Here is a 25,261-nt window from a genome sequence, read left to right on the forward strand (position 1 = left end):
ATTATTACGTATGAAAAATATTTTTGCTTCAGGAACTCTGGCACTGGCCATGGCAATTTCAGGCAATGCTTTCGCCGCTGAGACTAAGCCTGAGAAAGCGCCAACTATTCGTACCATGAGCGGTGCTACTGCTACTACTTCACTCAATGCGAAACAAACTGCTGTGATCGTCATTGATATTCAAAACGAATATTTCCCTGGCGGTAAAATGCCGATCCCGGATGGCATGCAGGCGCTGAAAAATAGCAAACGCATCGTCGAGTTCGCTCACAAAAACAAGATGCCGGTCTTCTTCGTCCAGCATTTAGGTGATGCCGATGGTCCGCTGTTTGCGAAAGGCAGCCGTTTTGCTGAGTTCCATAAGGATTTGCAGCCAGCCAAGGGTGATCGCGTAATCAGCAAAGCCACGCCAAGCTCATTTGTCGGCACCGACCTGCAGAAGCAGCTGGACTCACTGGGCATCAAACAGCTGATCATTACCGGTCTGATGACGCACATGTGTGTGTCATCCACCGCGCGTGATGCGGTGCCGCTCGGCTACTCCGTCATTATTCCGGAAGATGCGACAGCAACACGTGATCTGGCAACCTGGGACAACAAGGTGGTGGATCATAAAGTCTTGCAGCAAGCGGCACTGACCGGCGTCGCAGATGTGTTCGCTGAAATTAAAACCACTGATGCTGTGCTGGCGATGCCCGTTAAATAATTACTGAACCGGCTGGCCGGGTAACAGTTTGTCAGACATCAAACGGCGGCAGGAGAGACTCTCCTGCCGCGCTTGTTGCTGTTGCTCCGGTGACAAATCCTGCCAAATGCTTTGCAGATGATCTGCAAGCCCTGGCTTGAAATGAATCTTCTGCAGCGCGTAATCGGAATTGCTGCCTTCAATGATGTGCTGCATATCCTGTGATGTATTGCCGCGCCCATCATGAGTGAGAGTACAGAACGTGGCGATGTAGTAGGCTTTATCCTCGTCGCTGTAGTGCGGCATCAGCCACCAGACAACGGCGCTCAGCACAATCAGCAACGGCAGAAGAAATTTGATTTTTAACATGAAGGGCGTCACCCGCTGAAGAGTAAAGCGCGCGATAGTAGCAGATTGCGCGCATGCGGCCTATTCAGCACGCACTACAGCGCCTGCGCGCACGCCCAGGCTGAGCTCCACGCCCACTGGAAGTTATAGCCACCCAGCCAGCCGGTGACATCCACCACTTCACCAATAAAGAACAGCCCCGGCACATCGCGTGCTTCCATGGTTTTCGACGACAGCTGCGTGGTATCTACGCCGCCCAGCGTCACCTCAGCGGTACGATAACCTTCGGTGCCGTTCGGCTGCACACGCCAATGATGCAATGTGTTAACCAGCTCGCTCTGCTGCTTGCTATTCAGCTGCTTCAGCGTGACGTCGGGAATCTGTTTCAGCTCCTGTAGCACTTCCACCAGCCGTTTCGGCAGGATCTTCGCCAGGCTGTTTTTCAGGCTGAGATTAGGATGAGCCTCGCGCTGCACATTAATGAAATCATCCAGTGAGGTGGCAGGCGACAAATCAATGGTGACGAATTCACCAGGCTGCCAATAGCTGGAGATTTGCAACACGGCCGGGCCAGACAGGCCGCGATGGGTGAACAGCATCGCTTCTTTAAATAAGGTGCCGTCCTGCGCGGTGATGGTGGTAGGCAATGCCACGCCCGACAGCGTATTGAGCTGTTCAAGTAGCGGTTTATGCAGCGTGAAAGGCACCAATGCCGCGCGCGTGGGGAACACTTTCAGGCCGAACTGCTCGGCCACTTTGTAGCCGAACGGCGTCGCACCCAGGCCCGGCATCGAGAGTCCACCGCTGGCGATGACCAGTTTTTCCGCCTGCACCGCTGTGCCGTTAAGCTGCAAGGTGTAACCGCTGTCGTCACGATCCACGCTCATCACTTCGCTGCGCAAACGCACGGTAACCTGGCCAGCCTCACACTCTTTTAATAACAGATCGACAATCTGCTGCGCCGAGTCATCGCAGAATAACTGTCCCAGCGTTTTCTCGTGATACGCAATGCCATGGCGATTCACCAGGTCGATGAAATCCCACTGGTTGTAACGCGCCAGCGCCGATTTACAGAAATGCGGGTTGTGCGACAGATACGCCGCAGGCTCGGTGAACATGTTGGTGAAGTTGCAGCGGCCGCCACCCGACATCAAAATTTTGCGTCCGGCTTTTTTGCCGTTATCCAGCAGCAGCACGCGACGACCCAATTGCCCTGCCTGCGCCGCACAGAACATGCCGGCTGCGCCTGCACCAATAATGATAACGTCAAACTTTTCCACTGCTTTATCCGCCTTGCCCGAAAGGCGCTGATTGTAGGGATTTGCGGCTTTTAGCGCTAGCGTCAAAAAATTGCCGTAAATATGTCATAATGTAACTCACTAATTTTTAGCTGTTTTCAGCTAAATCTATACGCTGCATTACAATTTTAAGACAAGAAAGAGCTATATTTTTCTTTCATATCGCGCACGTTGTCGCAGATAATGCGCCGCGTTCATGTCCTCCCAAAATGGCGTAACGTTTATGCTACATCTGTTTGCTGGTCTCGACCTCAGTACCAGCCTGTTACTGATTCTTGCTCTGCTGTTTGTATTGTTTTATGAAGCAATCAACGGTTTTCACGACACTGCTAACGCGGTCGCGACTGTCATTTATACCCGTGCGATGCGGGCGCAACTGGCGGTTGTCATGGCGGGTGTTTTCAACTTTCTGGGTGTTTTGCTTGGTGGATTGAGCGTGGCGTATGCCATCGTTCACATGCTTCCGACCGATTTACTGTTGAATGTCGGTTCGGCCCACGGCCTCGCAATGGTCTTCTCCATGCTGCTGGCCGCGATTATCTGGAACCTTGGCACCTGGTATTTAGGTTTGCCGGCGTCCAGTTCTCATACTTTGATTGGCGCCATCATCGGTATTGGTCTCACCAACGCCCTGATGACCGGCACCTCGGTGGTTGACGCGCTCAACCTGCCGAAAGTCATCAATATCTTCATGTCCCTGATTCTTTCGCCGATTGTTGGTCTGGTGATAGCAGGCGGGCTGATCTTTATCCTGCGTCGCTACTGGAGCGGAACCACTAAGCGTTCACGCATCCACATGACGCCTGCCGATCGTGAAAAGATTGATGGCAAGAAAAAGCCGCCGTTCTGGACGCGCATCGCCCTGATCGTTTCGGCGATTGGCGTGAGCTATTCACACGGCGCAAACGATGGTCAGAAAGGCATTGGCCTGATTATGCTGGTGCTGATCGGCGTCGCGCCAGCCGGGTTTGTGGTTAACCTGAATGCGTCGGGTTATGACATCACCCGCACACGCGATGCTGTTAACCATCTGGAACAGTATTATCAGCAGCATAACGAGTCGCTGGCGCATATGGTGCAGCTTGCACCGCCGGTGGTACCAACGCCGGAAGAGTCAGTCGGCGGCCCGCAGGAGTTCCATTGCGATAGCAGCCGTGCGCTGCAAGCCATCGATCGTGCGCAGCTGCTGCTGAACAACCTGCAGAGCTATGATCAGCTGTCGGTTGATCAACGCGGACAGATGCGTCGTCTGCTGCTGTGTGTCTCCGATACCGTGGATAAAGTGGCTAAGCTGCCGGAAACCAGTGCGGAAGATAAGCGCTTCCTCAACAAGCTGAAAAGCGATTTGCTGGGCACCGTTGAGTACGCACCGATCTGGATTATTGTTGCTGTGGCGCTGGCGCTGGGCATCGGTACCATGATTGGCTGGCGTCGCGTTGCCACCACCATCGGTGAGAAAATCGGTAAGAAAGGCATGACCTATGCGCAGGGTATGTCGGCGCAGGTGACGGCTGCGGTATCGATTGGCGTCGCCAGTTATACCGGTATGCCGGTTTCCACGACGCACATTCTGTCATCGTCGGTAGCCGGTACTATGCTGGTGGATGGCGGTGGATTGCAGAGCCGCACCATCAAAAATATCGCCATGGCGTGGGTATTCACCCTGCCGGTGTGTATTTTGCTGTCGGGTTCGCTTTACTGGATTGCGTTGAAATTAATTTAATAGATACCCTAAATAATTCGAATTGCAGGAAGGCAGCAAGTGGGTGAGTCCCCAGGAGCTTACTGAAGTAAGTGACTGGGGTGAACACACGCAGCTAACGCAGCTGCAAGTCGAAGTATGACGGGTATGAGGGCGACAGCGATGTCGCCCTTTTTTATGGCACTTTTTAAGCGCAGTTTTATTGCCAGATTGCCATCGCAATCAGGCTGACCACCACCAAAAAGCAGAGCCCGCTGGTCAGCACGAACTGACCGCGCACGCGCTCACAGCGGCGAATGAATTCGTCGTCATGATGATCGTGATAGCGCTTATCCCAGATATAGCGCACCAGCCGCACCTGCTTGCTCGGCTGCCCGTGCGAGGTGAAGAACCCCGCGCCATCCACGTATTGATATAACAGCGGATCGCAACCGCGCAAAACGGCCAATAGTGAGCGCAAAGAAGAGAAGTAGCGCGCCATATTCACCAGACAAACCACACACAGAGCCCAAAAAAGCGCGATAGTGCTGATCATGTTCCCCTCCCGGCTGGAGCCGCAACGACGTCGAACGCAGCGGGGAATTGCTGTAGACGCCGCACGGGAAATAAACCAGCCACTGAATGATTCCGATTGCATTGTTGTTATGCGAACCTGAGTGCGCGACTCATACGGCAGTGGCACTTATTTTCAGTGTAGGAGATCTGTTCAATTTTTTTCCAGCGATGATTTTCGTTCGGGGCGAGTGAAAAAGCCGATAACGCTTGATCTTCCTCACAAGCGGACTTTCGCTTGCAGCATTTGTTAACAACTCTGGCTATACTCAGGGCATAACAAAAACCGCCTGCAAGGCTGAAATAGTGGTTGGTGGCGCTTCATCGCCGTCTCGCGCAAAGGAACCGCCTACCGTGAAAGCAGGAAGATTGCCCCGAATCTTGAGAAAGGAGTTTTATCATGGCTTATAAACACATCCTGATTGCAGTAGACCTTTCCCCGGAAAGCCAGTTGCTGGTTGATAAAGCCGTTTCGCTGGCCCGCCCTTACGACGCGAAAATCTCGCTGATCCATGTTGATGTGAACTATTCAGACCTCTACACCGGGCTGATTGACGTTAATCTGGGTGACATGCAGAAGCGTATTTCTGAAGAGACGCACACCGCGCTGAAAGAGCTTTCGATCAATGCCGGCTATCCGATCAGTGAAACCCTGAGTGGCAGCGGCGATCTCGGCCAGGTGCTGGTGGATGCGATTAAGAAATATGACGTGGATTTGGTGGTATGTGGCCACCATCAGGACTTCTGGAGCAAGCTGATGTCCTCAGCACGCCAGTTGATTAATACCGTGCATATCGACATGTTAATCGTGCCGCTGCGCGATGAAGACGAAGAATAATTGATCAGGTCAGCGTGAATGCTGACCTGACAATTCGTAGGGTCGGCATTCATGCCGACCTTTTTCATGCCCGCACGATCTACGCCAGCGGCGGATAAATATCAAAACGATGGCTTTTAGTCACCACCGCATCTTGTGTCACCACGCCCGCTAGCGGCGGCGCGTAGTCCGGACGCTTCACCACGATACGCTTCTTCGCCAGTCGGCGCGCCGGTTCCAGCAGCGCATCGGCATCTTGATCGGGCCCCACCAGCGACTGAAACACGCGCATCTCTTTCTTTACCATCGCGCTTTTCTGCCGATGCGGATACATCGGATCGAGATACACCACATCCGGTGCGGGAGTGATCTCGCTCAGTGCCTGTTGGCTAACGACATGCAGTAGCGTAAGGCGATCGCGCAGCCAGCCGCCAATCTCTGCATCCTCGTAGCCACGACGCAAACCATCCTCCAGCAACGCCGCCACCACCGGATGCCGCTCTAGCATACGCACACGACAACCGAGCGCCGCCAGCACAAAGGCATCGCGCCCTAATCCGGCCGTCGCATCAATCACTTCAGGCAGATAACCACTTTTGATGCCGACTGCTTTCGCCACCGCTTCGCCGCGACCGCCACCAAACTTACGCCGATGCGCCATCGCACCCGACACGAAATCCACAAAGATGCCGCCAAGTTTAGGCTCATCCAGCTTACGCAGTTCAAGGTGCTGCGGCGTTAACACCAGCGCCATGGTCGCCTGAACGTCCTGCTGCAGGCCCCAGCGCTCAGCCAAATGTAATAAGGCGCCGTCTCCGGCGCCTGATTCATCGATTAAACCAATTTTCACAAGCCGGCTTATCCCTGAATTCCGTAGTGTTCCAGCATCGCATCGAGCTGTGGTTCACGGCCTCGGAAGCGTTTGAACAGCTCCATTGGCTCTTCAGAACCGCCACGCGTCAGGATGTTGTCGAGGAACGACTGGCCAGTCTGACGGTTGAAAATGCCCTCTTCTTCGAAGCGCGAATAGGCATCGGCAGCCAGCACATCGGCCCACAGATAGCTGTAGTAACCTGCCGCATAACCGCCGGCGAACACGTGGCTGAAGGCGTGCGGGAAGCGGCCCCACTCCGGGCTTGGCACCACGGCAACCTGCTTCTTCACTTCACGCAGGGTTTCGAGGATTTGCGCGCCTTTCGCCGGATCGAACTCGGTATGCAGGCGGAAATCGAACAGGCCGAACTCCAGCTGACGCAGGATAAACAGCGCCGCCTGATAGTTTTTCGCCGCCAGCATTTTATCCAGCAGTTCCTTCGGCAGCGGTTCGCCGGTTTCATAGTGGCCGGAGATAAACGCCAGCGCTTCCGGCTCCCAGCACCAGTTCTCCATAAACTGGCTCGGCAGCTCCACGGCATCCCACGGCACACCGCTGATACCGGATACGCCCGGCGTTTCGATGCGCGTCAGCATGTGATGCAGACCATGACCAAATTCGTGGAACAGCGTGATCACTTCATCATGCGTGAACAGCGCCGGTTTGCCCTGCAGCGGACGGTTGAAGTTACAGGTGAGATACGCCACCGGCTTCTGCAGGCTGCCATCGGCTTTACGCATCTGGCCCACACAATCGTCCATCCACGCGCCGCCACGCTTGTGTTCGCGCGCATACAGGTCGAGATAGAAGCTGCCGCGCAGTTCGCCGCTTTCATCGAACAGATCGAAGAAGCGTACGTCCGGATGGTAAACATCCACGTCTTTGCGCTCTTTGGCAGTAATGCCGTAGATGCGTTTTACTACTTCAAATAGGCCACTTACCGCGCGCGCTTCCGGGAAGTACGGACGCAGCTGCTCATCGCTGATGGTGTAGAGATGCTGTTTCTGCTTTTCGCCGTAGTAGGTCAAATCCCACGGATTCATCTCGTCGACGCCGAACTCTTTTTTGGCGAAGGCGCGCAGCTGAGCCAGCTCTTTTTCGCCCTGCGGACGCGCACGTTTCGCCAGATCGGTGAGGAACTCAATAACCTGCGCCGGACTTTCCGCCATTTTAGTGGCCAGCGATTTGTCAGCGTAGGAGTCGAAGCCCAGCAGCTGAGCCAGTTCGTGGCGCAGCGCCAGCTCTTCCGCCATCACCGGACCATTGTCCCATTTGCCGGCATTCGGGCCCTGCTCGGACGCACGCGTTGAATAGGCGCGATACAGCTCTTCACGCAGCGCGGCGTTATCGCAATAGGTCATGACAGGCAGATAGCTTGGGATATCCAGCGTCAGCAGCCAGCCCTGTTGCTCTCTGGCTTCGGCCTGTGCTTTGGCTGCGGCCAGCGCGCTCTCCGGCATGCCCGCCAGATCGGCTTCATCGGTCACCAGCTTGCTCCAGCCCATGGTGGCATCAAGCACGTTGTTGCTATACGTCGAGCCCAGCTCAGACAGACGCGCAGCGATTTCGCCATAGCGCTTCTGTTTCGCTTTATCGAGGCCGATACCGGACAACTCGAAATCACGCAGGCTGTTATCCACCGCTTTCTGCTGCGCAGTATCGAGGCCCGCGTAGCTATCGCCCTCTTTCAGGTTGCGATATGCCTGATATAAACCTTCGTGCTGGCCAACCCAGGTGCTGTACTCGGAGAGCAGCGGCAGCGTTTGCTCGTAAGCTTCACGCAGTTCCGGGCTATTTTTCACTGAATTGAGGTGGCTGACCGGCGAGAACAGGCGACCTAAGCGATCGTCCACTTCAGCCAGCGGCTGAACCAGATTATTCCATGTGTAGGGCGCGCCTTGCGCCACTACGCGTTCCACCGCTGCACGGCAGTCGTTCAGCGCTTCGGTAACCGCTGGAACCACATGTTCAGGTTTGATGGCAGAAAACGGCGGAAGCGAAAAAGGCGTGAGTAACGGATTGGTCATAAGCGCAGTCCTTTCATGATGAAGTTGCGCGCGAACTCTCGCGCGACACAATTTTACTAACATGCGGCTTGATGGCATGAAAATCAATGCCACTAAGGATGGACTAGCGAAGAAAAGCCCGCCAGAAGGCAGGCTGAAGATTATTTAATCGCGAGCTGATAATGGATGACATCGTACGGCGCCACCCACGGCGGCAATGGTTCACGCTCAAAGATATCTTTGGCCAGCGCCCAGCCTTCCACTTCGCCCCCTTTACCGGTGAGCGACATGCCGTCATGCATCAGCGGCGGCAGATGATTATCAAAGGGCACGTTGTCATCCGCAAAATTGTTAATGACTTTGCCGCTCAAGGTGCTGACTTTTACGTTAAGTTCTACCGGCTGGTCAGGAATGAGCTTCGATTGCACCGATTTCACCGCAAACCAGTGCATACCGTTTTCTGCCCGCAGCGCCTTGCGCTTCTCTAGCTGCTGATTCAGCTGCGCATAGCCTTTGGCAATTAGCGCACTCATCCCTTTATTGATCGACGCCTGCATCGTGGCATAACGCTGCGCCATCTCTTTACTGCTTAGCGCCGAGGTGCCGGTTTTCAACTGCGTGGTTACGCCAGCGATCAACTGATCCATGCTGATGTCGAGACCGACATCTTTTACCATTTGCAGCTGCGCGACGGCATTGCTGGCGATGGATTGGCCCAGCGTATAGCCATCACGTTCGGCATCACTTTGCGGTGCCGCGATCGTGCTGGCATCGCTCCTGGTCTGCCTGGCCGCCAATTGCTTTTCCAGCTCGCTGATGCGGGCGCGCAATTGCTTCACTTCTCTCTGATCGGCTGCATGGACGACAGGCCTGGCGACCGGTTTTGCTACCGGCGGTAACTGCGGTTTTGGCTTTTGGCCTGGTACAGGAGGCAGCGTGCGTGCGGCATCGCCAAAGGCGTGCAGCATCTCCTCTTCAGAAGCCGCGCAAGCCAGCGCCGGGAATAATAGTGCGGTGATGAAAAGGACAACGGGCAGATGACGCTGTGTCATCACAATCTCCTGAGGCAGCCTTAAGAACACAAAAGGCTTCATCTCTATGGATAAAATAGAGATGAAGCCCATCCTGCGCGCGAAATATCGCGCTGCTACTTCGCGGGTATGATTAAGAACGCGCGTGTTAACCGGCCTGGCGAATAATCAGCTGTGACAGACGAGTCTTAATACGGAAACACAACTCACGAATCTGGAACTGATAACGTGGCATCACTAAATCGTTAATATCCGCGCCAATTGAATCTTTAATTTGCAGATATTTATTGGTCTGGGCACCGATTTTCTGGAATTCGGCTTGATAGCTGTCATACGAGGCCTGGCTATAAAGGCGCATCGCGTCGAGCTCTTTGCGGCACTGCTGAATGTTGCTGGCACGGTCGTCACTAAATGAGGCGCTTGCTGGCTGAGCCGGTGCGGAAGCCACAAAAGGAGTACCTTGCTGCTCTGGCGCATTTTGCGCAGCAGGCTGCTCGTCCGCAGTTGGCGGTGTGACCAAACTATGAACGGGTTGTTGTTTCGCGCAGCCCGTCAGTACCAACAGGCTTGCCACCGCGATACCAGTCATTTTTTTCATTATTTTCACCAGGAGTTGTTAGAGATGCTTGAAGCAAAAAATTATACGGCCTTAACCGGAAAGTTTCCTGCCAGACTCTCTGGCATTTGGCTTATGACCGCTTGGTTTAGCGCAGACTAACTTACTTAATCTATGGATGAAATTCGAGTAAGGAATTTTCCTTAGGAATATTCGCTGATAACCAGGCAAGTCGCAACCCGCTATAGCGACGCTTTATCGCAAAACTTAAGCGTCTCGCAAAACGTCAGCAATTTTTACCCAGCACGGCTATAATCGCGCCACACACGATGTATTGACTCCCTTTGATCCAACCGCGGACCCCTCTCTTTTATGCTGAGTTATCGCCACAGTTTTCATGCCGGCAACCATGCCGACGTGCTGAAACACACCGTTGAAAGCCTGATCCTCACCGCCCTGATGGAGAAGGAGAAACCTTTCCTCTATCTGGATACCCATGCCGGTGCCGGACGTTACCTGCTGAGCGGTGAGCACGCCGAGCGTACCGGTGAATATCTGGAAGGCATCGGCCGTATCTGGCAGCAGCCGGATGTGCCTGAGCTGCTGAAGCCGTATCTTTCGGCGGTGCGTAATCTCAACCCACACGGCACCTTAAAGTATTATCCCGGTTCACCGTTGATTGCCCGCTTCCTGCTGCGTGAAGAGGACAAGATGGAGCTGACCGAGCTGCACTCCAGCGATTATCCGCTGCTGCGCACCGAGTTCAGCAAAGATTCGCGCGCGCGCGTGGCGCGTGGCGATGGCTATCAGCAGCTGAAAGCCAAACTGCCGCCGCTGAGCCGTCGCGGTCTGATTCTGATCGATCCGCCATATGAGATGAAAAGCGATTATCAGGATGTGGTGAAAGGCATTCAGGAAGGCCACAAGCGCTTCGCCACCGGCGTGTTCGCGCTGTGGTATCCAGTGGTAATGCGTCAGCAGATCAAGCACATGGTAAAAGATTTGCAGGCCACTAATATCCGCAACATTCTGCAGATTGAGCTGGCGGTACGTCCGGACAGCGATCAGCGCGGCATGACCGCCTCCGGCATGATCGTCATTAACCCGCCGTGGAAGCTCAAAGCACAGATGGAAGAGCTGCTGCCGTGGCTGCATCAGAAGCTGGTGCCAGCCGGCACCGGTCACTTCAGCGTCACGCAGATCGTACCAGAGTAAGTTCGCTCACGGCGCTGCCAGCCAAATAGGATAATTATCATGTGGATCATTCTGGCTGGCGCGCTCGCTGTGCTGTCGCCCGCCAAACGTTTTTCGGTACTGCTGCTCACGCTGGCCACGATTCTCGGCCTGTTTCAGGATGTGCTGGATTGGCCGGCGATGCTGCTGCTCGGCGCAATAGCCATTATCGCGTGGGTTCGCGTCGAAAACAGCGCGCGCTGGATTCAGCTGGTCAGTGAAGCCGCGCTGGTTGCCATCGCCATTGGCCTGTTTATGCACTTTTTCCCGGGCTTCAAAAATCCGCGCCAGGTTGAAGATGTGCAGGCCGGGCCGCTCAGCCTGCCGTTCAGCTTCTCCTACAACTTCGATAAAGCGCTGATTCCGTTTGTGTTGCTCATCTGCTTGCCGCAGCTGTTTCGCACCAAGGCCGCTCCGCCACGTTACAAAATTTTGTGGCTGGCGCTGCTGGCGGCGATTCCGCTGCTGCTCTACGTGGCGGTGCAGTTAGGTGGTTTGGCCGTTGAGCCGCACTGGCCGGAGTGGCTGGGCAGTTTTATGCTGGCGAACCTGTTCTTCGTTTCACTGGCGGAAGAAGCGTTCTTTCGCGGCTATCTGCAGCAGCGCCTGCGCCAGCACATCGGCGCCGTGGCGGCACTGCTGCTGACGTCGCTGCTGTTTGGTTTAGCGCATTTTCCCGGCGGGCCGCTGCTGATGATCTTCGCCACGCTGGCCGGGCTGATTTACGGTCTGGCGTGGCACTGGAGTGGACGCCTGTGGGTTGCCACCGGCGTGCATTTCATTTTCAACATGACGCACCTGCTGTTCTTCACCTATCCGGCGCTACAGCACTAAACCTCGAACACCGCGAAATCATGTGCCAGCTCGGTCGCAGCAAACACCGACTGGCACTCCGCCAGCAGTTTTTCCCGATCCTTCGATAAATAGCGCGAGCTGAAATGCGTGGCGATCAAGCGCTTAGCGCCTGATTGTTTGGCCACTTCGGCTGCCTGAATCGTGGTTGAGTGACCGCGCCCGTTGGCTTTCTCCTGCAGCGCCGTTTCCAGCGTGGTTTCATGCACCATCACATCGGCATTGGCGGCCAGCTGCAGCGCAACATCGGTGGGTGCGGTGTCGCCAAATATCGCCAGCACTTTGCCTTTGGTAGCAGGCCCAAGATACTCCGCGCCGTTGATCTCCCGACCATCCTCCAGCTGGATGCGCTTGCCTGCTTTTAAATCCTGATACCACGGACCGCGCGGTACGCCTTCTGCTTTCAAACGCGGCGCATCAAGGAAGCCCGGCTTGTCGTGCTGCTCAATGCGATAGCCAAAGCACTCAATCACATGATTCATCGGCCAGGCAGTAACACGAAATTCGCCATCATCCAGCACCAAACCGGCTTCGATTTCGACAATTTCCAGCGGATAGGAGGTGTAAGAGCCGCTTAAACTGAGCGCCGTCTCGATAAACTGGCGAATACCTGCTGGACCGTAAATGGTCATCGGTTCGGGGATGCCCGCCATCGAACGGCTGGTGAGCAATCCTGGCAGCCCGAAGATGTGGTCGCCATGCAGATGGGTGATGAAGATTTTTTCCAGCTTGCCCGGCTTGAGCGCCGAGCGCATGTATTGATGCTGTGTTGCTTCGCCGCAGTCGAACAGCCAGGTTTCACCGCGTTTCGACAGCGTTAGCGCAATCGCGGTGACATTACGTTGCAGGCTGGGCGCACCGCCGCCGGTGCCGAGAAAAGTCAGTTGCATATTCATTTCCTTTTGACGAGTAGCACCCGTCATAATTCATGTTGCAGGAAGGCGGCAAATCCTTTAATCCCAGGAGCATAGTTCACTATGTGACTGGGGTTAAAGGATGCAGCCAACGCGCCTGCGGCTTGAAGTATGGCGGGTTTCGGGATTCAACCCTATTACATTTATAGGTGCAATCTTTGCGCGCCTCACGCCTCAAGCGTTAAACTCTATGCCAATTTTCTTCCAACAGATGGACATAACGGATGACCAGACATTTTGACTACCTCGCCATCGGCGGCGGCAGCGGCGGTATCGCCTCGATTAACCGCGCTGCGATGCACGGCCAGAAATGCGCGCTGATTGAAGCCAAAGAGCTGGGCGGCACCTGCGTCAACGTCGGCTGCGTACCGAAAAAGGTGATGTGGCACGCGGCGCAAATCGCTGAAGCGATTCATCTTTATGGACCGGATTATGGCTTCGATACCACGGTAAACCGTTTTGACTGGTCAGTTCTGGTGAAAAACCGTAGCGCCTACATCGATCGCATTCACAGCTCGTACGACAACGTGCTGGGCAAAAATAAGGTGGAAGTGATCAAAGGCTTCGCGCGCTTTATCGATGCCAATACCGTGGAAGTCAACGGTGAAACACTCACCGCCGATCACATTCTGATCGCCACCGGCGGTCGTCCAAGCCACCCAGACGTACCGGGCGCGGAGTACGGTATCGACTCAGACGGCTTCTTCGAGCTGGATGCGTTGCCAAAGCGCGTGGCGGTGGTGGGTGCAGGTTATATCGCGGTAGAACTGGCCGGCGTGGTTAATGCGCTGGGCGCAGAAACGCACCTGTTCGTGCGTAAACACGCGCCGCTGCGCAGCTTCGATCCGCTGATCGTCGATACGCTGGTAGAAGTGATGCAGGCGGAAGGGCCAACGCTGCACACCGAATCGATCCCGAAAGCCGTGATTAAAAACGCTGACGGCAGCCTGACGCTGCAGCTGGAGAGCGGCCACGAGCAAACTGTGGATTGTCTGGTGTGGGCGATTGGCCGTGAACCGGCGACCGATAACCTCAATCTGGCGGCAACCGGCGTTAAGCTGAATGAAAAAGGCTATATCAGCGTCGATAAATTCCAGAACACCAATGTGCAAGGCATTTATGCGGTGGGTGATAACACCGGCGCGGTTGAGCTCACGCCAGTCGCGGTAGCAGCCGGTCGTCGTCTCTCCGAGCGTCTGTTTAACAACAAGCCGGACGAGCATCTGGATTTCAGCAACGTGCCAACCGTGGTGTTCAGCCATCCGCCGATTGGCACCGTTGGCCTGAGCGAACCGCAGGCGCGCGAGCAGCACGGCGACGATCAGGTGAAAGTGTACACCTCCTCCTTCACCGCGATGTACACCGCGGTAACGCAACATCGCCAGCCGTGCCGCATGAAGCTGGTGTGCGTCGGTCCGGAAGAGAAGATTGTCGGCATCCACGGTATCGGCAACGGTATGGATGAAATGCTGCAAGGCTTCGCGGTGGCGCTAAAAATGGGCGCAACCAAAAAAGACTTCGATAACACCGTGGCGATCCACCCCACCGCGGCCGAAGAATTTGTGACGATGCGTTAATATCGGTTTGATTAATAAACCGCTAATCTCGTAAATAACATCAGGATGCTTATGCATCCTGATGTTGATTTATTAAAGTTCATCGCTATCTTTTTCCAGTTTCGCTGGTTTAACAAGTGACTTCTTTTCTGCTGAAGCCAATCTCCGCTCAACTTTTTTTACATCTTCAGCAGCCGATAAACTTTCAGGTCTAATTCCTCGACTGAGTAATGTTTCTCTTACCGCCTGGTTATTATTAACGTGCTCGCCGGATATCTGCAGCTCACTTTGCATTTGTAACGTACGAGCATTATGAATAGTAATTTCTGTGGCGAAATCTTTGGCTTTTAGAATTATGGTTGGTGCGAAATCAGCTAATGGGCGACTTTCTGGCACAGCCCACTGTGCTTTCATAACCTGAGTAGTACGATTAAACAGGGCAAAATCACCTTTACTGCGAATAAGTGCGAAGTTCTGGCTTCCACCCGTTTGTTCGTAGATTACGTTTGAAAGCTCTTTTTCGGTTCCGCTCAGTTTTTTCCTTGCCTGCACCCGCTCAGTTTCTAACAGCCTTAATTCAATAAGTTCTGCTTTACGCGTCTGCATGGCGAAGTAAGTCTGCGCAAAGGCAATCTCCTGCTTTCTGGGATCGCCGTTTTGAGCAATCAGATAACATGCATACCGCGTAAGCATGACATCATCAATTTTGCGCTGCCCACCTTTGCCAAGTTCGATCATTTTCCCGACGTCGGCAAAATGATCCAACACCTCATGCCCTGAAATCTCGCAAGCCGTTTTGGCTTTCAAAACCACACTTTGAAAGTTGTCCCATTTGCCATATCCCAGCAGATGTTGCACATCTCGCGCTAACCAGAACTCCACACCACTATCAGTTTGTTGAGAACAGCTTTGAAAAGCATCGGTCAGCATTTGAATATGTTTGTTTTCCATCATTCCCCCTAAAATGCGTTTCCACACATCACTCGGGGATCAAACTGCCCAGCCTTCCTCTACATCGATAGCAGGTCCGTCTTATTTTTCGTTATCGCTTATTGGAACTTAACCGCAATCAGTCCTGGAAAATAGTTCGGTATACTTCATTTCCTGAAATACAAAACCCATTTTCTTCACTACTCAACAGTCCACGTAACGGATAAGATTTATTTCTTCGCGGATGCTGAGTTATTCGGCCGCCATTAATGACGAAACTACAACGCGTTACCGCGATGTTGTAGGGTGCGCATTAATGCGCACCGCAAACTTAATGGCATTGCCGGTTTATATTTTTTCGGGGAGAACAGTGTGAAAACAGGTCGTAATTGGGCATGAATATTATCGATATCATCATGTCCGCAGGCAAAGCCTCGGTGGACGTGGCGCTCTACACCTTAATTCCAATTATGGTGGTGATGTTATTCATCATGAAATATCTGGAAGTCAAAGGTCTGTTGGACTTCGTCGTCCGTCATGCCACGCCGTTATTAAAACCCTTCGGTATTACCGGGCTGGCTTTTTTTGCCATGATTCAGCTTAATTTCGTCAGCTTTGCGGCACCGCTGGCGGCGCTGGCGATTATGGAAAAGCGCGGTACCTCCGATCGTCATATGGCGGCTACCCTGGCGATGCTGTTTGCCATGGGTCAGGCCAGCACCTTTTATCCGCTGATTCCCGCGGGATTACACTGGAGCAGCGCGCTATTTATCTCGGTCTGCGGCGGAGTCGTAGCGGCGGCGACCACCTATCACTTCTTTGGTCGCAAACTTTCGGACGCAGCCCTGCTGAACGAAGATGACGCCGTGACCAGCAACGAAAGCAAAATGGGGCTGATTGGCATTATTAACAGCGCCGGTTCCGATGCGATTCGTCTGGCGCTCGGGTCGCTGCCGATGCTGATAATTTCGTTATCGGTGGTTGGCGTTTTAAAAGAAGCTGGCGGCATAGATATGCTGACGCGCCTGATATCGCCGCTGCTCGACAAGCTGCACATTTCTGAGGTCTACATTCTTCCGGCGCTGACCAAATGCCTGGCGGGCGGCACCGCTTATTACGGCGTGGTGGCAGGATTGGTGGAGAAAGGCTTGTACAGCGCGCACAACATCAACGCCTCGGCGGGATTACTGATTCAAACCTTCGATCTGCCCGGCATCGGTATTTATCTTGGCCTGTCGAGCCGCTTTCCGCGCCTGTTCCGCTTCGCCGTGCCCGGCATTCTGCTCGGCATCGCGCTACGTGCAGTGGCGCACGCCATCCTATTCTGATTATTTCCGGCGCTGAATAATATTTTCAGCGCCACTTTATCAATAACACTACAATTCACAGGCGTTATTTATTATTACCCCTATTTAATTCATCGTTATTTTCAGCAGTTGCACCGCCATTAATTTTAGTACTATTATCGCAAGAGATACTTCGATAATGTAATTAACCCTGATTAAATAACGGGTTAATTAATAAAGCCCTTGTATTCATCGCAGGTAATATTCCTGCTCACTCTCTTTTACATCGATAGGGTAACTCCATGAGCGGTAAGCAGATAAGCTGGAACGGCGGTTTACAACCTGAGGCCATTGATATTCTCGCCAAAGATGGCGGCATGATTGTGAGTCCCACCAAAGTGGGTTACATCATCATGACATCCGACAAAGCCGGGCTGGAACGTAAGTTCGAAGCTAAACAGCGCAAGCGCAACAAACCAGGCGTAGTGCTGTGTGGCTCGCTGGAACAGCTGCGTTCGCTGGCGCAACTGACGCCAGAAATCGACCAGCTTTATCAGCGCCATTGGGATGAAGATATTCTGCTGGGCTGTATTTTGCCGTGGCGCGACGATGCGCTGGCGCGTATTCCCGCTGATGGCTCAAAAGAGTTGATGATGGATGGCCGTCAAACCAGCTGCTTCGTGATTAAATTTGGCAAGCCAGGCGAAAATATCGCAAAAGCATTGTGGGAGCAGCACGGTAAATTCTCCTTTGCCAGTTCGGCAAATCCGTCCGGCCAGGGTAATCGCGGTTTGGTCGAGGGTATTGGCGAGCGCATTGAAGCCCGCGCCGATTTAATTATCGAAGCCAATGCTTACGTGAAGTCCATCCAGCCTAACGACACTAATAAAGTGCGCTATGAACAGGGTGTGATGGTGTCGATGGTAGATAGCGAAGGTCGTCTGATTCCACAGCAAAACGGCGAACGTAAAATCACGCCGTGCCCGGTGCTGATCCGTAAAGGGTTAGATGTGGATAAAATTATGGCGCTGTTATCTGACATCTTCCCTTCATGGGATTATCGCCACGGCGACTACTATTGACTTTTATAGGTCTGTTTCCGCTATGGAAACAGACTCTGCGTTTTACCACTCCACCGTAATCTTGCCAAAATGCCCCGCGCTCTGCTGATGCTTAAACGCCGCTGGCAGATCGCTCAGCGCACCATAGCTATCGCTAATCACCGGCCGAGCATCGGTTTGCTCCAGCGCGCGCACGAACTCCTGTTGTTGACGACGATGGCCGACAATCAGCCCCTGAATTCGCGCCTGTTTCGCCATCAATAATGATGTGGGGATCACGCCTTCGCGACCGGTGAGCACACCGATTAACGCAATATGTCCGCCAACGCGCACCGCCTCAATCGACTGCGCCATGGTGCCGGGACCGCCGAGCTCAATCACCACATCTGCGCCTTGCCCATCGGTCAGTTGCTGTACCGCTTTGCCCCACTCCGGTGTGGTGCGATAGTTGATGCCGGCATCGGCACCCAGCTCACGCGCGCGCGCCAGTTTTTCGTCAGAAGACGAGGTTACAATCACGCGTGCGCCCATTGATTTGGCGATCTGCAACGCCGTGATCGACACACCACCGGTACCCAGCGTAACGATGGTGTCACCCGCTTTAATCTGTGCATCACCCACTAGCGCACGCCAGGCGGTGAGGCCTGATGTAGTAATGGTCGCCGCCTCCGCATGGCGCCAGCCGCGCGGTGCCAGCGTAAAATGTTGCGCCGGACGCACCACCACGTCGGCAGCAAAGCCGTGCGCACCATCGCCCGGTGTTTGTGCGAAATTACCCACCTGGCTAAACGGCAAGCCGTCCTGCCACTGCGGGAAGAAGCACGACACCACATGGTCGCCCGGCTTAAATTCGCTGACGCCTGCCCCCACTTCCTCCACCACGCCCGCGCCGTCCGCCATCATAATGCGGCCATCGGCGGTGGGGATCGATCCATCCGCCACCAGCAGATCGTGGAAATTGAGTGACGTCGCGTGGATCGCCACACGGATCTCACCTGCGCCAGGTTTACCGGGATCGGGGAGATCCGCCAGTTGCAGATTCTCTAATCCACCGGGATTCTTCAGGATCATCGCTTGCATGTTGGAACGTCTCCTTGGCTCATAAGATTGCTTGCGGATGGGTCGCCATCAATGGCGCCCTTACTCTGACCGTTGTAGGGTGCGCATTCATGCGCACCAGGCAAAAATGCACAATGGCTGAGTTTGGCAGCTATCTGCGGATTGCGCCTAACATCCTATGCGGTTACCCATCCGCGCCAAAGGCCACATCACGCTGTGCACGCAGTTCCGCCAGCCGGCTCTCCAGCGATGCCTCGATCGGTTTGCTGTTGCAGCACGTCGTGGCGGACTTTAGCGCGCGCTATCCCGATATCCAGCTCGATTTCGCTGCGCAAGGCGCGTTGGTGGATATCACTGCCGCGGGTTTTGATGCCGGCATTCGGCTGATTGAGGATGTGCCGCAGGATAGGGTGGCGGTGCCGATCGGCGGTGCGCTGACCTTTGTCACCGTGGCAGCGCCGGCATATCTGGCGCGACGTGCTGCGATTGTTCATCCGCGCGATCTGCTGCAACATCAGTCGATGGCGCTGCGGCTGTTTATTGATGCGCTGAAAGTCAGCCTGCCGCGCCCATCGTGATTCAGGCGGTGCGCTGCGGGGCTTTGTGCACCATGGTGTAGGCGTAATCAACGCCCATGCCGTAAGCACCGCTGTGTTCACGCACCAGATCCATCACCGCATCGTAGGTCTCTTTGCGTGACCAGTCGCGCTGGTACTCGAGCAGCACTTGCTGCCAGGTGACCGGCACCGCGCCTGCCTGCACCATACGCTGAATCGAGCGTTCATGCGCATCAACGCTGGTACCGCCCGAGGTATCGGTCACCACATACACTTCATAACCCTCTTTCAACGCCATCAAGGCAGGGAACGTTAGGCACACTTCAGTCCACAGCGCGGAGATAATCAACTTCTTACGGCCCGTTTTCTCCACCGCTTCAACGAATTTCGCGTCTTCCCATGAGTTCATCGAGGTACGTTCGATCGGCTTCGCTTCCGGGTGTACCGCCAGCAGTTCAGGCCAGATGTAGCCGCTGAAGCTTTCGGTTTCTACCGAGGTGTAAATCACCGGCACGTCGAAAATTTTGCCGGTTTTCGCCAGGGCGACGGTATTATTTTTGAGCTGCTGGCGATCGATGTTCGCCACACCAAAAGACATCTGCGGCTGGTGGTCGATGAAAATCAGCGTGGAGTTCTGTGGGTCGAGCAGATCGAATTTAGACATGATGTGTTCCTCTAAAGTGGTTTTAAATTTGTGTGTTGTGCTGCTGGAATGAACTTTAGAGAAGGTGAACAGGAAGAGATAACGCAAAGAATTTTACAACTTGTTCAAAGCGTTTATAGAAGATTGATTTACCAATAAAAAAACAGCTAATTGCTATGCCATTGGCCTTAAAAATGCTGAGAATGGGCGTTGTTCAAGCGCACTGGGCGGCGTAACCTGTTGCCACAAAATCAAAAAAATACACCATCGCAAAATGATCGTACGTCCTCATCAACATTGGTTTATGCGCTTGTTTGACTGGCACGGCTCGGTGCTCAGCAACATCGTGTTCCGCCTGTCGCTCAACCTGTTAATGTCGCTGATCGCCATCTTTGGCTATCCGTGGTACTCCACCTTCGGCATTCACCTCACCACCGCACCCTTTAGCCTGGTCGGCGTGTCGATCGCTATCTTCCTCGGCTTTCGCAACAACGCCAGCTATGCGCGTTTTCTCGAAGCGCGTAATTTGTGGGGCAGCCTGCACATCACCCAGCGATCGCTGCTGCGGCAAATTAAAAGCATTCGCGGCGTCAGCGAAGAGCAGATACGGGAATTTACCGGCTTGCAGCTGGCGTTTTGCTGGTGTCTGAAGCACCGGCTGCGTAAAACGGAGGTGCAGACGGATTTGCAGCGCTTGCTGCCCGCCCGCTGGCACAGCGCGGTGCTCCATCATCCGCTGCCGACCTCACAGATTTTATTGTGCCTCAGCGAATGGCTGGCGCAGCGCCGTGATGAAGGGTTGGTGTCGGATATCGTCTGGCAGAGCATTGATGAGAATCTTAATCAGCTGTCGACCATTCTGGGCGGTTGCGATCGCATCGCCAGCACGCCCATTCCGTTTGCCTACAGCCTGATTCTGCATCGCACCGTTTATCTGTTCTGTACGCTGCTGCCGTTCGCGCTGGTGGCGGATTTGCATCTGATGACGCCGCTGGTGTCGATGTTTATCTCCTACACCTTTTTGTCGCTCGAGGCGCTGGCGGAAGAGCTGGAACATCCGTTTGGCACCGCGCCGAACCATCTGCCGCTCGATGCGCTGTGCGTCAACATCGAACGCAATTTGAAAGCGATGAATGGCGATATGACGCTGCCCGAACCGTTACGGCCGGATGCGCATTTTAATCTGACGTGATTAACCCAGATTATCCAGCCAGCGCACATAAGCCTGATCCCACAGCGCGGCAGGCGTGCCCGCTTTGCCGAGACCAAAACCGTGGCCGCCGCTGCTAAGCTCAATCAACTCAACCGGCACGCGCATGCGGCGACAGGTATCGCGCATGATTTCGGTATTGTGGGGATTTGAGGTGCGATCGTCTTCGGCCTGCGCGAGGAAGGTGGGCGGATATTGCCGCGTGACGTAGTTTTGCACCGACCAGTTGGCTTCCTGGGTTGGCGTGGCGTTATGGCCCACCAGCATCAGGTGCGTGTTGGTGTGCTGATACGGCGCTTCGAGGGTGATCACCGGATAGATCAGGCCGACGCTATCCACGCTCGGTCTGACCTGATCCAGCGGGTCCTGCGCCGGATAGGATGCGAAATCCGGTCGCGCGGCGGCCATGCCGAGCAGATGTCCGCCGGCGGAAAAGCCCAGCACATGCACCTTGCGCTCCATGGAGCGCACCAGACGAATCGCCCGTTGCGCATCCTGCAGCGGCGCCAGATTGCCCGCCTGCCACTTCTCACCCGGCAAACGGTAGCTGAGCACATACACGGTGTAGCCGTTTGCATTGAGCCAGCGCGCGACCGGCCAGGCTTCGCGCCCCATACCGATAAAACGATAGCCGCCGCCCGCAGCGACAATCACCGCTTCGCCGTTGGGATTTTCCGGGCGAAAACGCTGAATGGCGGGAGAAACGATGTTGGTCCAGGAGCCGTATTTGTTAACTTTAAGCAAACCCGAAGGGCCGCCGCCGCTAGGCGGATCGTCGGGCCACAGCGGAATGACGTCGTCGCGAGCAAATAACTTGCCCGTGGTCATCGAGAGAGCGGTTGCTCCGGTTGCCAACAAAAAGTGACGACGTGTAATCATCTTGCCCAGTGCCAGTATGCAAAAAATGCCAGCTTTAACAGCTGAATCTCATTATGTGACGCATGTCTGATTTCGACGTTGGCGATTATGTACGTAAATCGTACAAAAAAGCCATAAAAAAACGCGCCTAAAAAGGCGCGAGTTCTTTCAAATACCCTAAATAATTCGAGCGGCAGCAAGTATGACGGGTATTAATCCTGTTGCTGGAACTGGGTCATCACCGTTTGTTCACATTGCTGCTGATCTTTACGCAGTTTGCCGCGCTCATCTTCGCCCAGTTCCAGCCACGCGCTAATCACTTCCTGCGCGATCTCTTCATTGAATTCAGGCTGCTGCATCGCCGATGAAGACTGGCTAGCCGCCAGTTGGGACTTCAGCTTCTCGGTGTAGCCATCCAAATCGCTGGTGCTCTTCTCGCTGCTCACCAGATGACACAGCTGGCTGGCATAGACATTCTCTTCCTGATTATTGTCACCCTCGGCAGCAAACGCACCGGCCGAAAGAGACAGCCCAACGAGGGCGAGTAATAACGCTTTCATAACAGGCTCCAATAATTTCCAATAAATCAGTTTTCATTGCGCTCCGCGCGTGCAGCCTGACGGGCGGCACGCCAGTTTAACAACGGCGTTACCGTGATGCCGTGCAGCACAATACTGCACACCACTAACGTCAACGCCATATCCACCATCTGCTCCGCCTCGGGTCCACGCATGCCGTGCACCCATGCATAGGCAATATAATTGATACTGCCGATGCCGCGAATACCCAACCAGCCAATCAGCAGCCGTCGCATTAACGGAATATCGCAACGCCACGTAGTGATCCACACCGCCAACGGACGCACCACCACAAACAGCAATAGCGCCAGGCCGATGCCGGTGAGATTCCAGTGCTGCGCCAGCGTAATGCCGAGCACCACCATCATGCCTGCGGCGAGCAAGCGCTCGATAGTATCACCAAAGGAGAGCGCATCGCCGATCACCAAACCGACCGATTTCACCATGCCGCTACTGCCTTGCGCCATACGTTGACCGGTATTCACCCGCGCTTCTGCCGGTAAGAAACGCTCCTCTTCTGACATCTCATCCTGCGGATAGTGCTTCACTACGCGTAATTCCGCACGACGCAAACCGACGCCGGCGGCGAAAGTCGCGAGGAAGCCGGAAGCATCAACCGACTGCGCAGCGGCGTAGCTGAGCGCAATCAGCGCAAGGGCAAACAGATCGTTCGGCGCCACATCCTGATTAGCGGTGCGTAGATGCGTCGCCAGTTGGCCAATCAGCCAGCCCAGCGCAAAACCTATCCCCAACCCGCCGCCGATCGCCCACAGCGCGTCTTTGGCGAACCATTCGCCGAATGAAGCCATGTTCAGCGCGCCCGGCTGCAGCATCAACATGGCCAGCATCAGCAGCGGCAGCGCCGAGCCGTCGTTCATGCCGGCTTCGCTGGAGAGCGCCACGCGCAGCGCATCGTCATCGCGCGCATCATTGACGGAAATCAGGCTGGCAAGCACCGGATCGGTCGGCGCCACAATGGCACCAAATGCCAGCGACAGCGCCCAGTCAAAGCCGGTGATCCAGTGCACCAGCACCGTCATACTGCCTACCGTCAGCAGCATCGCCGGAAACGCCAGCCGCACGCCGATGCGCCACGCATGCGCATTGAGCGGCAAACGCAGCTTGAGCCCGGTGATAAACAGCGAGGCGGCCATGGTAATTTCAGTGATGTGCGCAGCGAGATTGGCGTGACCGATAATATCGACTTGCAGCAGATTGAGCATCCACGGGCCACAGAGGATACCCGCGAACAGATAGAGACCAAATGAGGTCACTGGCCCGCGGTGAATCCAGCCGGAAGCCAGTGACATAAGAAGTAGCAGACCGCCGGTGGCGGCGGTCCAGGCCAGGAAATTCATAACGCTCCGTTTTTAAATAATATTCTCCCTTTAAGCCTGGCACATGTTACGCGGTTAGTTTTTCAGATGACGGCTTGCCAGGCGAATCATCAAGGCAAGCGCAGCGGCTAGCGTCGAGAGCGCGACCACACCGGTCCAGCCCCAATGCGCCAGCGCCAGGCTACCCAGCGCCGCACCGGTTGCCATGCCGATAAAGACCACGGTAAACATCAAGGCGTTAAGACGACTGCGCGCTTCCGGTGCCAGGCTGTAAACCAGCGTCTGATGCGCCACCAGCGTGGCCTGCACACCCAAATCAAAACCGATGGTGCTGAGGATAATCAGACCAAGCTGCGCTGGCATCGGCAACAGCGGCAGCAGGAACATCAACGCGAACGATACCATCACCAATGTGGCACCGTACTGCGTGACACGTGCGGGACCGATACGATCCGCCACGCTACCGGCTAACGGTGCCGCTAACGCCCCTGCCGCACCGGCCAGGCCGAACGCACCGGCAACGGCGCTATCCAGATGGAATTTGTCGCTTAGCATTAACGCCAGCGTAGACCAGAAAGCGCTAAAGCCTACCGATAACAAACCCTGCGCCAACGCCGCGCGCCGCAAAGTTTGATGGTGCTGCCACAGATGCGCCAGCGACAACAGCAGACGCGGATAGCTCACCGAAGTGCCTGGCGTAAAGCGCGGTAACACGCGCCACAGCGCACCGCTAATCAGCAACACCGCTACCGCCGCTATCAGGTACATGGTGCGCCAGCCGAAATACTCCGCCACCACGCCGCTCACCACGCGAGACAGCAAAATTCCCACCAGCAAGCCCGTCATCACCGTGCCGACGATTTTGCCGCGACTGCGCTCCGGCGCTAACGCCGCCGAAGCCGGTACGATGTCCTGCGCCACGGTGGCGGTTAAGCCGGTGACGAAGCTGGCGATCAGCAACGCGTTCAATCCTCCCGAAAAGCCACACAGCAGCAGCGCGGCAACCAGCAGCAAGCCTTTGATCAGGATGATGGTGCGTCGATCGTGGCGGTCGCCGAGCGGGGCCAGCAGCAGAATGCCAAGCGCGTAGCCGGCTTGCGTCAGCATCGGCACCATGCCCACGCTACCAATCCCGACGTTGAACTGTTTGCTGATGATATCCAGCATCGGCTGGCTATAGTAAATCGATGCAACGCTGAGTCCAGCACCGGCGGCGAGCGTAAACACCAGCGGCGCGGGCAGTTTCTCAGCGGGCATGGCTGAAGATGAGATGGCTGACATAATGGATTCCCCCGTGAAAGTGCGCTTATTAAAGCGC

General features: G+C 54.9%; 25 protein-coding genes. 10 read left to right on the forward strand and 15 right to left on the reverse strand.

Features of this window, described 5'->3' with window-relative positions:
* Nucleotides 1-10: 10 nt before the first annotated feature.
* Nucleotides 11-706, forward strand: coding sequence for a cysteine hydrolase family protein (locus tag PMI17_RS12165; protein ID WP_007889883.1), 696 nt, complete (start codon nucleotides 11-13; stop codon nucleotides 704-706).
* Here the strand turns inward: PMI17_RS12165 and PMI17_RS12170 are convergent, their stop codons facing one another.
* Entirely contained in the window at nucleotides 707-1,054 is a 348-nt protein-coding gene (locus PMI17_RS12170) for a hypothetical protein (protein ID WP_007889885.1), read from the reverse strand.
* A 74-nt stretch (nucleotides 1,055-1,128) separates the two neighbouring features.
* On the reverse strand, nucleotides 1,129-2,313 hold the full coding sequence (locus PMI17_RS12175; protein ID WP_071531058.1) for an NAD(P)/FAD-dependent oxidoreductase: 1,185 nt from the start codon (nucleotides 2,311-2,313) through the stop codon (nucleotides 1,129-1,131).
* Between the two features lie 241 nt (nucleotides 2,314-2,554).
* Here PMI17_RS12175 and pitA point away from each other — a divergent pair, with 241 nt between their 5' ends.
* Complete coding sequence (gene pitA, locus PMI17_RS12180; protein ID WP_152929126.1) at nucleotides 2,555-4,054, forward strand: inorganic phosphate transporter PitA; 1,500 nt, start codon at nucleotides 2,555-2,557, stop codon at nucleotides 4,052-4,054.
* Between the two features lie 178 nt (nucleotides 4,055-4,232).
* Here pitA and uspB read toward each other — a convergent pair whose 3' ends face one another.
* Nucleotides 4,233-4,568, reverse strand: a complete 336-nt coding sequence (uspB, locus tag PMI17_RS12185) for a universal stress protein UspB (RefSeq protein WP_007889890.1) — start codon at nucleotides 4,566-4,568, stop codon at nucleotides 4,233-4,235.
* Nucleotides 4,569-4,985: 417 nt separating this feature from the next.
* On the opposite strand from uspB, the gene uspA reads away from it, so the two are divergent.
* Entirely contained in the window at nucleotides 4,986-5,423 is a 438-nt protein-coding gene (uspA, locus tag PMI17_RS12190; protein ID WP_007889892.1) for a universal stress protein UspA, read from the forward strand.
* 79 nt (nucleotides 5,424-5,502) lie between these two features.
* On the opposite strand, the gene rsmJ is transcribed toward uspA, so the two are convergent.
* The 4 genes from rsmJ to PMI17_RS25725 form a co-directional block, all read right to left on the reverse strand.
* Nucleotides 5,503-6,252, reverse strand: coding sequence for a 16S rRNA (guanine(1516)-N(2))-methyltransferase RsmJ (gene rsmJ / locus PMI17_RS12195; protein WP_007889895.1), 750 nt, complete (start codon nucleotides 6,250-6,252; stop codon nucleotides 5,503-5,505).
* An 8-nt stretch (nucleotides 6,253-6,260) separates the two neighbouring features.
* Nucleotides 6,261-8,303, reverse strand: coding sequence for an oligopeptidase A (gene prlC, locus PMI17_RS12200; RefSeq protein ID WP_007889897.1), 2,043 nt, complete (start codon nucleotides 8,301-8,303; stop codon nucleotides 6,261-6,263).
* A 140-nt stretch (nucleotides 8,304-8,443) separates the two neighbouring features.
* Nucleotides 8,444-9,334, reverse strand: coding sequence for an FKBP-type peptidyl-prolyl cis-trans isomerase (locus tag PMI17_RS12205; protein ID WP_007889898.1), 891 nt, complete (start codon nucleotides 9,332-9,334; stop codon nucleotides 8,444-8,446).
* Nucleotides 9,335-9,461: 127 nt separating this feature from the next.
* Nucleotides 9,462-9,911: a hypothetical protein gene (locus PMI17_RS25725; RefSeq protein ID WP_007889901.1), complete on the reverse strand. Its 450-nt coding sequence runs from the start codon at nucleotides 9,909-9,911 to the stop codon at nucleotides 9,462-9,464.
* Nucleotides 9,912-10,241: 330 nt separating this feature from the next.
* Between PMI17_RS25725 and PMI17_RS12215 the strand changes: the two genes are divergently transcribed.
* The gene (locus tag PMI17_RS12215) at nucleotides 10,242-11,084 is read left to right on the forward strand and encodes a 23S rRNA (adenine(2030)-N(6))-methyltransferase RlmJ (RefSeq protein WP_007889903.1); all 843 of its coding nucleotides are present in this window, start codon (nucleotides 10,242-10,244) and stop codon (nucleotides 11,082-11,084) included.
* A 39-nt stretch (nucleotides 11,085-11,123) separates the two neighbouring features.
* Nucleotides 11,124-11,936, forward strand: coding sequence for a CPBP family intramembrane glutamic endopeptidase (locus tag PMI17_RS12220; protein WP_007889905.1), 813 nt, complete (start codon nucleotides 11,124-11,126; stop codon nucleotides 11,934-11,936).
* Here the strand turns inward: PMI17_RS12220 and rnz are convergent.
* Nucleotides 11,933-12,844: a ribonuclease Z gene (rnz, locus tag PMI17_RS12225; RefSeq protein WP_007889913.1), complete on the reverse strand. Its 912-nt coding sequence runs from the start codon at nucleotides 12,842-12,844 to the stop codon at nucleotides 11,933-11,935. The genes PMI17_RS12220 and rnz overlap by 4 nt on opposite strands.
* Before the next feature lie 248 nt (nucleotides 12,845-13,092).
* Between rnz and gorA the strand changes: the two genes are divergently transcribed.
* The gene (gene gorA / locus PMI17_RS12230; RefSeq protein ID WP_007889915.1) at nucleotides 13,093-14,445 is read left to right on the forward strand and encodes a glutathione-disulfide reductase; all 1,353 of its coding nucleotides are present in this window, start codon (nucleotides 13,093-13,095) and stop codon (nucleotides 14,443-14,445) included.
* A 72-nt stretch (nucleotides 14,446-14,517) separates the two neighbouring features.
* Here the strand turns inward: gorA and dinD are convergent, their stop codons facing one another.
* The gene (gene dinD / locus PMI17_RS12235) at nucleotides 14,518-15,375 is read right to left on the reverse strand and encodes a DNA damage-inducible protein D (RefSeq protein ID WP_007889917.1); all 858 of its coding nucleotides are present in this window, start codon (nucleotides 15,373-15,375) and stop codon (nucleotides 14,518-14,520) included.
* Between the two features lie 374 nt (nucleotides 15,376-15,749).
* Between dinD and PMI17_RS12240 the strand changes: the two genes are divergently transcribed.
* Both PMI17_RS12240 and PMI17_RS12245 read left to right on the forward strand, forming a co-directional pair.
* Nucleotides 15,750-16,682 carry a nucleoside recognition domain-containing protein gene (locus PMI17_RS12240; RefSeq protein WP_007889919.1) on the forward strand — a complete coding sequence of 311 codons (933 nt, stop codon included), beginning with the start codon at nucleotides 15,750-15,752 and terminating at the stop codon, nucleotides 16,680-16,682.
* 260 nt (nucleotides 16,683-16,942) lie between these two features.
* Complete coding sequence (locus PMI17_RS12245; protein WP_007889920.1) at nucleotides 16,943-17,722, forward strand: L-threonylcarbamoyladenylate synthase; 780 nt, start codon at nucleotides 16,943-16,945, stop codon at nucleotides 17,720-17,722.
* A 42-nt stretch (nucleotides 17,723-17,764) separates the two neighbouring features.
* Here PMI17_RS12245 and PMI17_RS12250 read toward each other — a convergent pair whose 3' ends face one another.
* Complete coding sequence (locus tag PMI17_RS12250) at nucleotides 17,765-18,781, reverse strand: NAD(P)-dependent alcohol dehydrogenase (protein ID WP_007889921.1); 1,017 nt, start codon at nucleotides 18,779-18,781, stop codon at nucleotides 17,765-17,767.
* A gap of 113 nt (nucleotides 18,782-18,894) precedes the next feature.
* Between PMI17_RS12250 and PMI17_RS25160 the strand changes: the two genes are divergently transcribed.
* Entirely contained in the window at nucleotides 18,895-19,338 is a 444-nt protein-coding gene (locus PMI17_RS25160) for a LysR substrate-binding domain-containing protein (RefSeq protein WP_238541542.1), read from the forward strand.
* Between the two features lies 1 nt (nucleotide 19,339).
* Here the strand turns inward: PMI17_RS25160 and PMI17_RS12260 are convergent, their stop codons facing one another.
* Nucleotides 19,340-19,981, reverse strand: a complete 642-nt coding sequence (locus PMI17_RS12260; RefSeq protein ID WP_007889925.1) for a hydrolase — start codon at nucleotides 19,979-19,981, stop codon at nucleotides 19,340-19,342.
* A gap of 253 nt (nucleotides 19,982-20,234) precedes the next feature.
* Between PMI17_RS12260 and PMI17_RS12265 the strand changes: the two genes are divergently transcribed.
* Nucleotides 20,235-21,152 (forward strand): bestrophin family protein, encoded by a 918-nt coding sequence (locus tag PMI17_RS12265; RefSeq protein ID WP_007889927.1) that lies wholly within the window; start codon nucleotides 20,235-20,237, stop codon nucleotides 21,150-21,152.
* On the opposite strand, the gene PMI17_RS12270 is transcribed toward PMI17_RS12265, so the two are convergent.
* The 4 genes from PMI17_RS12270 to PMI17_RS12285 form a co-directional block, all read right to left on the reverse strand.
* The gene (locus PMI17_RS12270) at nucleotides 21,153-22,049 is read right to left on the reverse strand and encodes an alpha/beta hydrolase (protein ID WP_036621044.1); all 897 of its coding nucleotides are present in this window, start codon (nucleotides 22,047-22,049) and stop codon (nucleotides 21,153-21,155) included.
* Nucleotides 22,050-22,240: 191 nt separating this feature from the next.
* Nucleotides 22,241-22,588 (reverse strand): hypothetical protein, encoded by a 348-nt coding sequence (locus tag PMI17_RS12275; RefSeq protein ID WP_007889931.1) that lies wholly within the window; start codon nucleotides 22,586-22,588, stop codon nucleotides 22,241-22,243.
* Between the two features lie 26 nt (nucleotides 22,589-22,614).
* Entirely contained in the window at nucleotides 22,615-23,964 is a 1,350-nt protein-coding gene (locus PMI17_RS12280; protein ID WP_007889933.1) for a sodium:proton antiporter, read from the reverse strand.
* A gap of 54 nt (nucleotides 23,965-24,018) precedes the next feature.
* Nucleotides 24,019-25,224 (reverse strand): MFS transporter, encoded by a 1,206-nt coding sequence (locus tag PMI17_RS12285; RefSeq protein WP_007889935.1) that lies wholly within the window; start codon nucleotides 25,222-25,224, stop codon nucleotides 24,019-24,021.
* Nucleotides 25,225-25,261 lie beyond the last annotated feature (37 nt).

It is taken from the genome of Pantoea sp. GM01, from assembly GCF_000282675.1.
Taxonomy (GTDB): domain Bacteria; phylum Pseudomonadota; class Gammaproteobacteria; order Enterobacterales; family Enterobacteriaceae; genus Pantoea; species Pantoea nemavictus.